This window comes from Flavobacterium sp. Arc2, assembly GCF_041431385.1.
Taxonomy (GTDB): domain Bacteria; phylum Bacteroidota; class Bacteroidia; order Flavobacteriales; family Flavobacteriaceae; genus Flavobacterium.
In genome coordinates this window covers 1-12,737 of the sequence record NZ_JASMRH010000004.1, presented here as the reverse complement: position 1 = coordinate 12,737, position 12,737 = coordinate 1, and the positions used below count along the sequence as shown (strand labels likewise).

Genomic DNA, 12,737 nt, shown 5'->3' with positions numbered 1-12,737 from the left:
AGCTTCTCTCTTTAAGAAAAAAAGTTTTGCGCGTAAAAGTTAAGGTTTTAGAAATCATTATTTTGTTCCAGTTTATTTAGGAAAATCCATATTTTGATACGCTCCTAAATCTGGAGGTGTCGTTCTCGTGTTTCCTAAAATATCCAGGGGAATTAGATAGGCCGCATTCCCTCTTGCGAAAGCGCCAGAAGTTTTATTGATGTTCAATTTATTTAATTTTAAATTGAAAAATTTCGGACTCTCATTTAGTATGATTGCTGAATAATGAGTGGCGTCTGTCGTGAATTGGTAATCAGGATTTGTAGTTGTGGTATCATATTTTATCAAGCAATTGTTGAATTGATAGTTAAATGTGGCCGTTGTTTTTTTTGTCAAACTTAATTCATTCGAATACGAACCATAAATAATGCAATTGTTAAAAATCGCTTGTGTGAGGTCTTTGACTTCGGGGGTAGCCCCTACAATAAAATTGTCTATTGAAACGGCCACTTGTGATGAACTGTTCCAGTTATTGTTAAACGTAGAATGCGTGAATTTGTAATTTCCGCCATAAGAGCAAGCTAAACTCGCGAGGCCAGCTGTATTAATTACGATATTTTCACCATTGATTTTTGCTGTTTGGGCTAAGATTCCATAATTAGACGAATCATAAATTTGTGTATTTTTAATAGAGACTGTAGTTCCGTTGTTGTTTTGAATCAGTAAACCAATGGTAGCATTATTAATAGTTAAATGGTCTATGATATTATTAGTACTGCCGTTTGTAAGCCATATCGTTCCCCATTGGCCGGGAACATCAGAATAATCTGGTTCTAGTCGGTCGCCTTCAAAAACAACTTCATTTTCTAACAGAGGGGAATTCGATTTGGATCCATTGATGTTTATTGAGGCATTATTACTCACGATAAGTCCGGAGTTAGCATGGAAATGAACACGAGACCCTGCATTAAAAACAACTTTTTTTCCTGTGGGAACTGCTGCGTAACCATAAATAACATATGGTTTTTGATTTGTAAATACGAGTTCGTTTCCATTCACGGGGTCATTTTCATCTAAATAAAAGCCATAAATTTTTTCGTCACCTAGCGGCAGTGTTTCCTCAGTGCCATCTGCAAAACATTTTGGATATAAGAAAACGGCATCTTGGATCAGCGTAACCAATTCTACTTTTTGTAAATTTGTTCCCGCATCAAATTCAATTTGGTCAGTATATAGAAAATCGGTTGGGTTTGCATCGGTAATGGGTGCAGTCGTTTCTATAAATATATAAAGACTATCTTTTGCAAGAAGGTCAACATTGGTAAACGATTTCCCTTCGCTTCCCTGCATTCCGTCTACGGTCATGCGATATTTAGAATTTAATCCTTTAGCCAGATGTATCGTTGGGATAGTAATGTCCTTTTTACTTTTATTGTAGACTTTTAGTCTGTACGTACTGGAACCTATATTTGTAAAAACGGTATCCAAGTAGATCGTGTCTTTTGAAAAAGCTAAATCTCCCGTACTTGCAACCGTTTCAAAATCAGAGCGACAAGAATAAATGGATAATAATAACCCGATAAAAAGCAATAGAGAGAGAGGACGCATTTCGTTTGATTTGGTGTAAAAATAAGAAAAAACTAATTTGATTGTTCACGATTTTTAGATTAGAATTTGTTGTGTCTCTTTCTTTATGGAAAACAATAAAGACTTTCTATAACAATGGAAGAAGAAAAATACCAACGAATACCTTAGTAAAACTAAATTGTTCTTACTGGGTTAGATTAAAAATCACTATTTTTAAATTCAATACTAGTAACTTGATTTATGTTGTGAACAGATGCTAATTCTATGCTAAAGATTGTTTTTACTATTTTGTTTCTCCTCTTTTGTATAAATTTACATTCTATAAAATAAAATTCATGACATTCGATAAAGAAAAAATACTAGAATACTGTAATCGTATTTCCAAAAATACGTTAATGGCAACCTTAAATATTACGTATATTGATGCTGGCGAAGGATTTTTAACAGCAACAATGCCTGTAAATCCAACGGTTCATCAGCCTATGGGATTGTTGCACGGTGGCGCCTCAGTAGCCTTGGCAGAAAGTGTAGGTAGTGCGGCTTCCTTTTTATTTATCAATCCTGAGCTCAGCGAAGTACGTGGAATTGAGATTTCGGCAAATCATTTAAAGGCAAAACGCAATGGGTTAGTAACTGCGACGGCAAGGATTATTCATAAAGGGCGAAGCATCCATCTCTGGGAAATACGCATTACTGATGAAAATGATGCTCTCATTTCACTTTGCAAATTGACCAATATGGTTTTGCCTAAACGAAAGACAAAAGAAGAATAAGGGGGGGGCTTTTTTATTAATTAAACTTCGGTTTACAATAAAGTAAATATGATTGATTTTTTTATCAAAGTAAAACAACAAGAATCGCAAAAATTACCTTTTGTACTTTACAAAAAGCCTGATAATATTAAAGTAGTTGGGTATTTTCAGAAAAATGATCATTTGTATTTTGCAGAAAATTTTGACGAAGCCGGTTTTGTTTTTGCTCCTTTTGAAGGTAGCCAAATGATACTGATTCCATTTGATCAGTCGATTAAATGGAGTGAATTGATACCTTCTGGCGAAGAAACTCCTGCTTCTGATTTTATGGAATCTGAAAATAAACAAAGTCAAGAACATTTTGAATCTCTGGTTCAAAAAGGAATTGACGCGATAGAGGAGGGGATTTTCAAAAAGGTTGTGGTATCAAGGAAAGAAACCATTGACTTGGTAAATTTTGATTTGGTTTCTGTGTTTGAAAAATTGATTCAAACCTATCCAAATGCTTTTTGTTATTGTTGGTTTCACCCAAAAATAGGTTTGTGGATCGGAGCGACACCAGAACGATTGCTTAAAGCTGATGATAAGAAGTTTTCTACTATGGCATTAGCAGGAACGCAAAAGATTACGGGTTCGGCAGAAGCAATCTGGGAGCAAAAGGAAATAGAAGAACAGCAGTTCGTCACTGACTTTATTTTAAATAATCTAAAAGGCCTGACTTCTGAAGTTTCGATCTCAAGTCCTTATGCCTTAAAAGCAGGTGCGCTACTTCATATTAAAACAGATATTGAAGGAGTATTAAACGATAATTCAAATTTGAAACAAGTAATTTCTGTTCTGCATCCCACGCCCGCTGTCTGTGGATTACCTAAACAGCAAGCAAAGGATTTCATTTTGCAAAATGAAGGCTATGATAGGGAATATTATAGTGGCTTTTTGGGAGAATTAAACAAAGAAGGATTTAATAAAGCCACTCTGAAATCTGATTTGTATGTGAATTTACGATGTATGAAAATCAAGGACAATCAAGCAAACTTGTTCATGGGTTGTGGAATTACAAAAGATAGCAATCCAGAAAAAGAGTGGAAGGAGAGCGTCAATAAATCAATGACGATGAAAAGAGTGTTGTAAGAAGAGGAAAGAATAAAGAGGAAAGAATAAAGAATAAAGAGAAAAGAAGTAAAAAAAGATATAAAAAACATAAAAATGAAATTAGACATATTAGCTTTTGGAGCTCATCCAGATGATGTGGAATTAGGATGTTCTGGAACCATTTTAAAAGAAATATCCTTAGGGAAAACAGTTGGGATTATTGATTTGACCCATGGCGAACTTGGGACTAGAGGTTCAGCTGCAATTAGGGATGAGGAAGCAAATGCTGCCGCAAAAATTCTAGGGGTTTCTGTTAGGGAAAATCTGGGGATGCGCGACGGTTTTTTTGTTAACGATGAGAAGCACCAATTGGAGGTAATAAAAATGATTAGGAAGTACAGACCCGAGATTGTATTGTGTAATGCTATTGATGATCGTCATATTGATCACGGAAAAGGGAGTAAGTTAGTTTCTGACTCTTGTTTTTTATCTGGACTGAGGAAGATAGAGACGGAACTAGACGGAGAGCAGCAAGTGGCATGGAGACCTAAGGTCGTTTACCACTATATTCAATGGAAAAACATTGAACCAGACTTTGTCGTGGATATTACAGGATTTACGGATAGAAAAATTGAGTCGATATTGGCTTATGGTTCTCAGTTTTATGATAAGGATTCTAAAGAACCGGAGTCGCCAATTAGCTCTAAAAACTTCTTTGAAAGCCTAAATTACCGCTCGAAAGACCTAGGTAGACTTGCAGGAGTAGATTATGCAGAAGGTTTTACGGTTGAAAGATATTTGGCAGTCAATAGTTTAGGGGATTTGATGTAAATTTCATGTAATTTTTTGAAAAAATTATTTGCAAAAGTGAACTTATGTTGTATCTTTGCCACCGCTAAGCATTATGGTGGTTGTAGCTCAGTTGGTTAGAGCATCGGTTTGTGGTACCGAGGGTCGCGGGTTCGAGCCCCGTCTTCCACCCAAAAGGCAAAAGCCTCGAAGAAATTCGAGGCTTTTTTTGTGGAATAAAGTGAAGTATAAAAAAAGAGCTTTGAAATTACTTCAAAGCTCTTTTTTATTTTGTATCAAGGACAACAGTAAAAATCCTTTCGATTTTTTTGGGAGATTCTAAGGTCTCAATTCCTATCGCGAAACCAAGTCTCGCTATAACGATAATGGAAGCGAGGAGGTGTTCAAATTCTAAATCTATGGTTTATCTACAACAGGTCTGTTTTCTCTATTAGCTAATTCCCATGCCATAGTAAAAGCTAGTTGCGCTCTCTTTGTCAAGGCATCGAATTCGATTTTGTCAGGTGTATCTGTTTTTCTATGGTAATCAGCATGGACACCATTAAATAAAAAAACAGAAGGAACGCCGTGCTTTGCGAAGTTATAATGATCTGAACGCTCGTAAAAATGATTTGGATCAGCGGGATCATTGTATTTATAGTCTAGGTCCATTTGAACGTACTTTTTATTCGCAGCACTGGTGATGTTGTCTAAATCAGTTGATAGTCGGTTTGCGCCGATAACGTACACGTAGTTGTTTGTGTCAGCATGTGCAACATCGCGACGGCCTATCATATCGATATTGATATCGGTAATGGTATTTTCCATTGGATATAGAGGGTTCGCTGAATAATAACTAGAACCTAATAAACCATGCTCTTCGCCTGTTACATGTAAAAATAGAATAGAACGTTTAGGACCGTGACCGTCTTTTTTAGCCTGTTGAAATGCTTGGGCGATTTCCAGTAATGCAACTGTTCCTGAACCGTCATCATCAGCGCCATTGTAGATATCCCCATTTTTAACTCCTACATGATCGTAATGTGCAGATATAACCAAGATTTCGTTTGGCTTCTCTGAACCCTCTATAAAGGCCCATATATTCTCAGAGTCAGGTAGATTTTCATTTCGTTTGGCGTTCAAAAATGCAGCTGGAACTTTTTGGTAAAAGCCATTAGCGGCTTTTGGAAAAGAAATCTTGTTTTTTTTATATTGATTGATAAGGTAAGTTCCGGCTCTTTTTTGGCCAGCAGAACCAGTTTCTCGACCTTCCATTCCGTCTGCTGCCACAATGTAAAGATGTGTTTTTAGTTCATTTGCAGTGATGGTATTCATATATTTTGTAGGATCAGAATTGTCTGCTGAATCAGTAACTTTTGTACTACTGCATGACAGTATAGTGGCTAGTACAAATAGGGAAAGGAGTTTTTTCATTTATGGTTTAGTGAAGATTTATAAAAGTGTAAAAGGAAAACAATAAAAGTAATAAAATTATTATAATGAAGTTTATAAAAAAAAGAAATATGGTTTTTACGAAGGACATGAGTCTTGATTCGCCATAAAAACGATGATGTGCCGGGAAAAAATAATAGATCATCCAGCCAAAGCCTGCAAAATTGATTAATCCGCTTATGAAATTTGCAGTATTGGATTCTTCAAATAACAAAAAGATTTTATCGGTGAGAAACAGGATTAAAATAAGTACTAGCAAGAACGAAAAATAATGAAGGGTAAATATACCGTGGTCAAAATAGTACCACCTTTTTTTGTTATGGAAAAGCCATAGAAAAAAAGCGAAAATAGGCAGATAAATAAATAGGACTTTTGGAAAATCATGAAGAAAAGAGGCTTTGAATTTTTCGACAATTTCATCTACGGTATTATTTTCGGTCACTGTTAAGACCTTTTTAATAACTGAATATTCAAAACTGCTGTATTTGTCTTCTACTTTCCCAAATTCTTGAATGGAGTCTAATTCTCTAACTGTTTTAATCCCGAAATTAAATGGTTTTTCGGCTTGGTCGTTTAGTTCAACCGATTTATTGATTGTTTTCTGAATGGAGTCTAAATTGTCTTTTGCTAGTTCACCCGGATGTATAAGTTTATTTATTTTTAAATCGGTCGTTTGTTCTGTGTTTGTGTCAGAGGAGAGTTCGATTTTTTTATCTGGAAAGACACCAATCAAGAAAAACGTAATGAAACTGATAAAAATATAAAGGCGTATCGGTGCCAGGTAGGATAACCTTTTACCGGACAGGTATTCCTTTGTAAGGGTTGCCGGTTTGAGAATAAGGTTTTTGATAGTTTTCCAGAACGCATTTTCGTAATGGGTTAAATCCTCAAAGAAATGGATAAAAAGCTGATGGAAAGTTTTTCTGATGTCTATGTTTTCCTGTCCGCAGTTAGAGCAGAATCTGTTTTGTACAACATATCTGCAATTTAAGCAAGTCTTATCTTTTCTTTGAGGATTTTTACTCATAATAAAGAAATTTTGGGGTTATGAACCCTAGTTATTTTTTCAGAACTTCATGCAGGAAAAGTTTTAAATGTTCAAAAGAGCGTTTGGCCGCTTTCTCATTGTATGCAGCTCCTTTAGAATTGTCATCCCCGTATTCAGGATTGGTAAATCCATGTACCGCATTGGCATAATAAATCATTTGCCAATCGGCTTTTGTATCACGCATTTCTTGTTGGAAAGCGGTAATTTCTTCTTTTGATTCGTACGGGTCATCAGCACCATGACATACTAAAACAGGAACTGTGATAGGTTCAATAGTTCTTGCTGCGTCTTTTGCTAAACCACCATGAAAGGAAACCACGCCTTTTACATTTAGATGTGCACGAGCGGTTTCAAGCGCACCTGTACCACCAAAACAATATCCGATAACTACAATATTGTCAGGATTGGCTCCAGCCTTAATCAATTGATCTAATGCTAATGAAATTCGTTTTTGATATTCCTTGTAGTTCGTTTTATAGTAACCAGACTTTTGACCCGCTTCTGCATTATCTTTTGGATAATTACCCGCTCCATAAATATCGGCAATAAAAGCGTAGTAGCCTAAGCTTGCTAAATCAGCAGCTATATCTTTAGATGCTTTATCAACTCCTCTCCAGGCGGGAAGGATAAGGATACCGGGTTTTTGACTGCTTTTCTTTGCTGGCGTAATTTTGAAACCATTTAAAACCTGATTTCCGTCTTTGTAAGTTGTCGCTTTTAACTGTGCGAAAGAGCTGTTTGAATAGATAAGGAGCCCCAGAATAAAGTATTTTATATTTTTCATAATTCTATAAATTTGTATGTACAAATATCCGAAATTAAATAGTGAAATATTATTAGTCCTACTAATTTACATTTTTTTTAATAATTGTTTAGCAACAGAATAAAGTATTTTACTATTGATTGCAACTTCTATTAGTGGATAGGAGCTTAGGGGTAAAGGTTTTAAATAAATTATGATCAATCTTTTACTTTTTACAAGGCTAAACTATTTAAAAAAAATAGTACCATTTTATATTATTTCTTTTAATTAGAATTGCTATTTCTATGATTTTCTATGTGGTAAAAAAAGGCTGGTCTTTAATTAGCCACAAAGGCTGGCTGTAACTTTAAAGGCTAATGTTTCTTTTAAAGGCGCACCCCAATTCAATCATGGAATCTGTTTTGGCAATTCCTTGAATGGTATCAATTTTTTCATACAGCAACTTTCTCATGTGTTCATGGTCTCTTGCTATCATTTTTATATATAAGGTAAAAGAGCCTGTGATAAAATAGCATTCTGTTACCTCAGGGATTTTTTTCAACTCATCAATGACTCTGCTGGAATCCTCGTCTTTATTTAAGGTAATTCCTGTAAATGCACCCCAGTCATAGCCAATTTTTTTTTCGTTGATAATGGGTTTTATACCAGTAATAATTCCGTGCTCCATCAATCTATTGATGCGCTGGTGCACCATGGTGTTTGATATTTTTAAAGTAGTAGCAATTGCCGAGTAGGCCATACGACCATCTTTTTCTAATTCTTTTATGATGTTAATGTCAAATTCATCTAATATATCCATGAAATTTTTTTTTAAATTTAAATGCGTAATTTTAGTAAGTATAAAAGTAATTGTTTTTTTTCCTTTTTTCGTTAGAAATACAGATTTAATTTATGTAAAATGACTTTTAAAACCGTATTTTTTAGTAAAATTAACTTTATAGAGTAGTTAATAAGTCAAAAACGTCGATTTTAATTGCGAAAGACAAAAATATTTGTAGTTTTGTATTTCAGAATCATAAAAATAAAACATATCATGGAACAAAAACATCAAACACTCTCTTCAAAGGCAGAAGCGTTAATCGAAAAAGAAAATAAATATGGAGCCCATAATTATCATCCCTTACCGGTAGTTCTTGAAAAAGGAGATGGAGTTTTTGTATGGGATGTAGATGGTAAAAAATATTATGATTTCCTTTCGGCGTATTCAGCAGTAAATCAAGGACATTGTCATCCAAAAATTGTTGGGGCAATGGTAAAACAAGCACAAACATTAACATTGACTTCTCGTGCGTTTCATAATGATCAGTTGGGTGTTTTTGAGGAATATGTGACTAAATATTTTGATTTTGACAAAGTATTACCAATGAATACAGGTGCCGAAGCGGTAGAAACGGCTTTGAAAATTTGTAGAAAATGGTCTTATGAAGTAAAAGGAATTCCTGAAAATCAAGCACAAATTATTGTTTGTGAAAACAATTTCCACGGAAGAACGACAACTATCATTTCGTTTTCAAATGACGAAAATGCACGTAAAAACTTTGGTCCCTTCACAGAAGGTTTTATAAAAATTCCTTATGATGATATTGATGCCTTAGAAGCAGCTTTAAAATCAAGTTCAAATATAGCTGGTTTCTTAGTAGAACCTATTCAAGGAGAAGCAGGTGTTTATGTTCCTACCGAAGGTTATTTGGCAAAAGCCAAAGCACTTTGTGCAGCTCATAATGTTTTGTTTATTGCAGATGAAGTTCAAACAGGAATTGCACGTACAGGAAGATTATTAGCCACTTGTGGAAATTGTTCTTGTGAAAAAGGATGTGAAAATAAACCAGAAGTGAAGCCAGATATCCTTATCTTAGGGAAAGCAATTTCAGGAGGTGTATATCCCGTTTCTGCGGTACTGGCTAATGATGCTATTATGAACGTAATCAAGCCGGGTCAACACGGTTCTACTTTTGGTGGAAATCCAGTTGCGGCTGCGGTTGCAGTTGCGGCACTTGAGGTAGTTCGCGATGAGAACTTATCAGCAAATGCAGAACGTTTGGGAATTATTTTAAGAAAAGGACTGAATGAGATCGCTTCGAGAAACTCACTAATCAGTCTGGTAAGAGGGAAAGGTCTGCTGAACGCAATCGTAATCGATTGTGATGAAGAGTCTGATTTAGCTTGGCAAATTTGCTTAAGATTTAGAGACTACGGATTGCTGGCAAAACCAACACATGGAAATAAAATACGTTTCGCTCCGCCTTTAGTGATAACTGAAGCGCAAATCCAAGACTGTCTTGTGATTATTGAAAAAGCATTAAACGATTTCAAATAACACCAATTGTTATGGAACGATTTATAAAATTAATTAAAAACCGATCCGATATCGGAGCTGGGACAAGAGGTTCCGATATGGGAATTGACGCCATCGAAATTGCGGCCATCAATCAAAACAGTGATTATTTCAATCAATTTAAATTTGAAGATGTAAAAACGCATAACGAATCGGTATACAATAAAAACAGAAATACCTTTGCCAAAAGAATCGAACATGTTCTAGAGCAATGCACCCGGGTTTCCTATGCGGTAAAACACAATCTGGAAGGTGATTATTTTCCAATAGTATTGTCGGGAGATCACTCCTCGGCATTGGGAACGATTAGCGGAATCAAAGCGGTTTACCCCACTAAAACATTAGGCGTGATCTGGATTGACGCGCATGCTGATCTGCATTCACCTTATACCTCACCTTCGGGCAACATTCACGGTATGCCATTGGCGGCAGCTCTTGGAGAGGATAATCTGGATTGCAAAATTAATGAAATTACCCCTGAAACGGCACAGCATTGGGAGGACATGAAAAATATCGGTTGTCCCGGTGCTAAAATACTTCCTGAAAATCTGATTTACTTTGGGGTTCGTGATGCCGAAGAACCCGAATTAGAGCTAATGGAAAAATTAGGTATCTGCAATTATAAGGTTGAGGAGGTTCGTTACAGAGGGCTTAAAACCTGCGTTAGTGAAGCGCTGGCGAAACTTTCCTGCGATATGATTTACATATCCTTTGATGTGGATTCCATGGATTGCGACATGATTTCTTACGGAACCGGAACGCCGGTACCGAAAGGGTTTGACCAGTACGAGGTAATCGACATCATCAACCAGATTATCAAATCCAGAAAGGTGGTTTGTTTTGAAGTGGTGGAAGTCAACCCGCTGCTGGACACCAAAGGAAACAAGATGGCCGAAACCGCTTTCCAGGTTTTGGAACAAATTACATCCACTATTATTCTGCCCATCGAATAACATTTTTTTATTCAAATATAAAATCCCAAAGTCTGGAAATAGATTTTGGGCTTTTCCTTTTTTAATATTTACCAGTATAGACAGTTCTCCATTTCTTTTTTAGTAATGTAAACGCTATCCGTCTTTCCTGATTATTTTTGCGTTTTTTAGGACCTATTTCCCGTTATTCGTTACTACCCATTTGGTTTCAAACTCTTTTTCTAGATGCTGGCAGGAGCTTTTGGTTACCTTCTCCTTCGGAGAGGGGCTGGGGGTGAGGATTGTCGCTCTGCCACTGCCAGTAAAAGTGGTTTTCTACCTCCATGGGGTTTTCACTGCTCCCGGGGCTAGGGGATATATGGTTTATTTAGTGTAAATGTGGTTTCTCGTAAAGTTTATTGTTGCTATTTTCAACAAATTATAATAAACACGGAAATCAAACGAGGGTGAAATTTACCCTAAATAGCCAAACGAGTATAAATAATCGTTATATTTACACTCGTGTTGAATACAGAGGTAAGTAGCGCCCTTGTTAAAAAGTAATATTATGAGCAATAAATCAATATATAATCCAGAAATACCCTATAATAATTTACCACTATTACCGCCACTAGGGGAAATAGAGAATACGATCCTATTAAAAAAGACAATTAGTGCCAGTAGAGCTTTATCAGAATTAAAAGGCGCTATAACCAACTTACCAAATCCAACGCTTTTTATTGATACTATCAATTTACAAGAAGCACAAGCAAGTTCTGCGATTGAAAACATCATTACTACACAAGATGAATTATTCAGAGCTTCAATAGCAGAAAAAAAGAATGATAATCTAGCCACAAAAGAAGTACTGCATTATAAAGATGCTTTATGGTATGGAGTAGAACAAATTGAAAAGCGGCCTATTTTAACCACAAATCTATTTGTATCATTAGTTCAAATAATAAAAGAAAACCAGTCTAGTATTCGTAATGTACCTGGTACACAATTAAAAAATCCTGTAACAAATACCGTAGTGTATACTCCGCCTGAGGGGGGAAATGTAATAAGAGAAAAGCTAAAAAATTTAGAAGACTTCATTCATGCAGATGATAACTTGGACCCGTTAATAAAAATGGCAATTATTCATTACCAGTTCGAAGCCATTCATCCATTCTTTGATGGTAATGGACGTACAGGAAGAATTATACTTTTATTATACCTTAAAATCACTGGTTTACTGGACTTACCAGCCTTATACCTTAGTAATTATATCATACAAAATAAAGACAACTATTACGCTAATTTAAGGAAAGTAACTGAAGAAGGCAATTGGCAAGATTGGATTTTGTATATGCTCGATATGGTAGAGCAAACGGCTTTAACTGCAAGAGCTCAAATTACAGAAATTGAGGAATTAATGAATACAATGGCGATAGAAATACAGCAAAAATCACCAAAAATATATTCAAAAGACTTAATGGAAGAACTTTTTAGATTACCCTACACTAAAAGAAACCAATTAGAAAAAGCAGGTTTAGGAAATCTAAAAACAGTGGGGAATTACCTCAAGGAATTAGAAAATCAAGGCTTCTTAAAAAGCGAACAGGTAGGTAAAGAAAAGTTGTATCTCAACTTTAGATTATTAGAAGTTTTGAAGGCAAAGAGGAATTAGGATTTATTATTTATCGTAATAAAATATTCGCCTGGTTGCAGGAGCTTCCTGCAGTCGCACTGCCACCCTCCTTAAAAGTAGTTTTCTACCTGCATGGGGTTCTCACTGCTCCCGGGGCTAGGGGATATATGGTTTATTTAGTGTAAATGTGGTTTCTCGTAAAGTTCATTGATATCCTATATTTATCTTTGAATTTAAGTATATTATTTAATCAGAATTTTCGTGATTAAATGGTATGTTTGGAAAAGTAAAATAAGCTACAGTTGTGGCCCCCGCTAGCGCGCAATGTCATTAAGTTAAGGGTTTATTTTACTGATTTTCAGTGTATTACGTGTTTTATTTGTAGAAAATTTCGTA

Annotated in this window: 11 protein-coding genes and 1 tRNA gene; 7 read left to right on the top strand and 5 right to left on the bottom strand. The window is 35.6% G+C overall.

The genetic code is table 11. The features are described from left to right. Window positions 1–72: 72 nt before the first annotated feature. Window positions 73–1,587 carry a hypothetical protein gene (locus tag QO182_RS03365; RefSeq protein WP_371559921.1) on the bottom strand — a complete coding sequence of 505 codons (1,515 nt, stop codon included), beginning with the start codon at window positions 1,585–1,587 and terminating at the stop codon, window positions 73–75. 314 nt (window positions 1,588–1,901) lie between these two features. Here QO182_RS03365 and QO182_RS03360 point away from each other — a divergent pair, with 314 nt between their 5' ends. The 4 genes from QO182_RS03360 (at window position 1,902) to QO182_RS03345 (ending at window position 4,392) form a co-directional block, all read left to right on the top strand. Beyond that, on the top strand, window positions 1,902–2,339 hold the full coding sequence (locus QO182_RS03360; RefSeq protein WP_371542959.1) for a PaaI family thioesterase: 438 nt from the start codon (window positions 1,902–1,904) through the stop codon (window positions 2,337–2,339). A gap of 48 nt (window positions 2,340–2,387) precedes the next feature. After that, complete coding sequence (locus tag QO182_RS03355) at window positions 2,388–3,449, top strand: isochorismate synthase (protein WP_371559920.1); 1,062 nt, start codon at window positions 2,388–2,390, stop codon at window positions 3,447–3,449. A gap of 75 nt (window positions 3,450–3,524) precedes the next feature. Next, on the top strand, window positions 3,525–4,241 hold the full coding sequence (gene bshB1, locus QO182_RS03350; RefSeq protein ID WP_371542954.1) for a bacillithiol biosynthesis deacetylase BshB1: 717 nt from the start codon (window positions 3,525–3,527) through the stop codon (window positions 4,239–4,241). A 75-nt stretch (window positions 4,242–4,316) separates the two neighbouring features. After that, window positions 4,317–4,392, top strand: a tRNA-His gene (locus QO182_RS03345). A 224-nt stretch (window positions 4,393–4,616) separates the two neighbouring features. Here QO182_RS03345 and QO182_RS03340 read toward each other — a convergent pair. The 4 genes from QO182_RS03340 to QO182_RS03325 all read right to left on the bottom strand — a co-directional run bounded on the left by QO182_RS03340 (window position 4,617) and on the right by QO182_RS03325 (window position 8,261). Beyond that, window positions 4,617–5,633 carry a M28 family peptidase gene (locus tag QO182_RS03340; protein WP_371537374.1) on the bottom strand — a complete coding sequence of 339 codons (1,017 nt, stop codon included), beginning with the start codon at window positions 5,631–5,633 and terminating at the stop codon, window positions 4,617–4,619. A 7-nt stretch (window positions 5,634–5,640) separates the two neighbouring features. After that, entirely contained in the window at window positions 5,641–6,678 is a 1,038-nt protein-coding gene (locus tag QO182_RS03335; protein WP_371559919.1) for a DUF3667 domain-containing protein, read from the bottom strand. Window positions 6,679–6,709: 31 nt separating this feature from the next. Beyond that, window positions 6,710–7,483, bottom strand: a complete 774-nt coding sequence (locus tag QO182_RS03330; RefSeq protein WP_371559918.1) for a dienelactone hydrolase family protein — start codon at window positions 7,481–7,483, stop codon at window positions 6,710–6,712. Window positions 7,484–7,808: 325 nt separating this feature from the next. Then, window positions 7,809–8,261, bottom strand: a complete 453-nt coding sequence (locus QO182_RS03325; RefSeq protein ID WP_371537367.1) for an Lrp/AsnC family transcriptional regulator — start codon at window positions 8,259–8,261, stop codon at window positions 7,809–7,811. Between the two features lie 234 nt (window positions 8,262–8,495). On the opposite strand from QO182_RS03325, the gene rocD reads away from it, so the two are divergent. The 3 genes from rocD to QO182_RS03310 all read left to right on the top strand — a co-directional run bounded on the left by rocD (window position 8,496) and on the right by QO182_RS03310 (window position 12,380). Continuing rightward, entirely contained in the window at window positions 8,496–9,779 is a 1,284-nt protein-coding gene (rocD, locus tag QO182_RS03320; RefSeq protein ID WP_371559917.1) for an ornithine--oxo-acid transaminase, read from the top strand. A gap of 11 nt (window positions 9,780–9,790) precedes the next feature. Continuing rightward, on the top strand, window positions 9,791–10,750 hold the full coding sequence (locus QO182_RS03315; RefSeq protein WP_371537362.1) for an arginase: 960 nt from the start codon (window positions 9,791–9,793) through the stop codon (window positions 10,748–10,750). Window positions 10,751–11,276: 526 nt separating this feature from the next. Continuing rightward, window positions 11,277–12,380, top strand: coding sequence for a Fic family protein (locus QO182_RS03310; RefSeq protein ID WP_371559916.1), 1,104 nt, complete (start codon window positions 11,277–11,279; stop codon window positions 12,378–12,380). Window positions 12,381–12,737 lie beyond the last annotated feature (357 nt).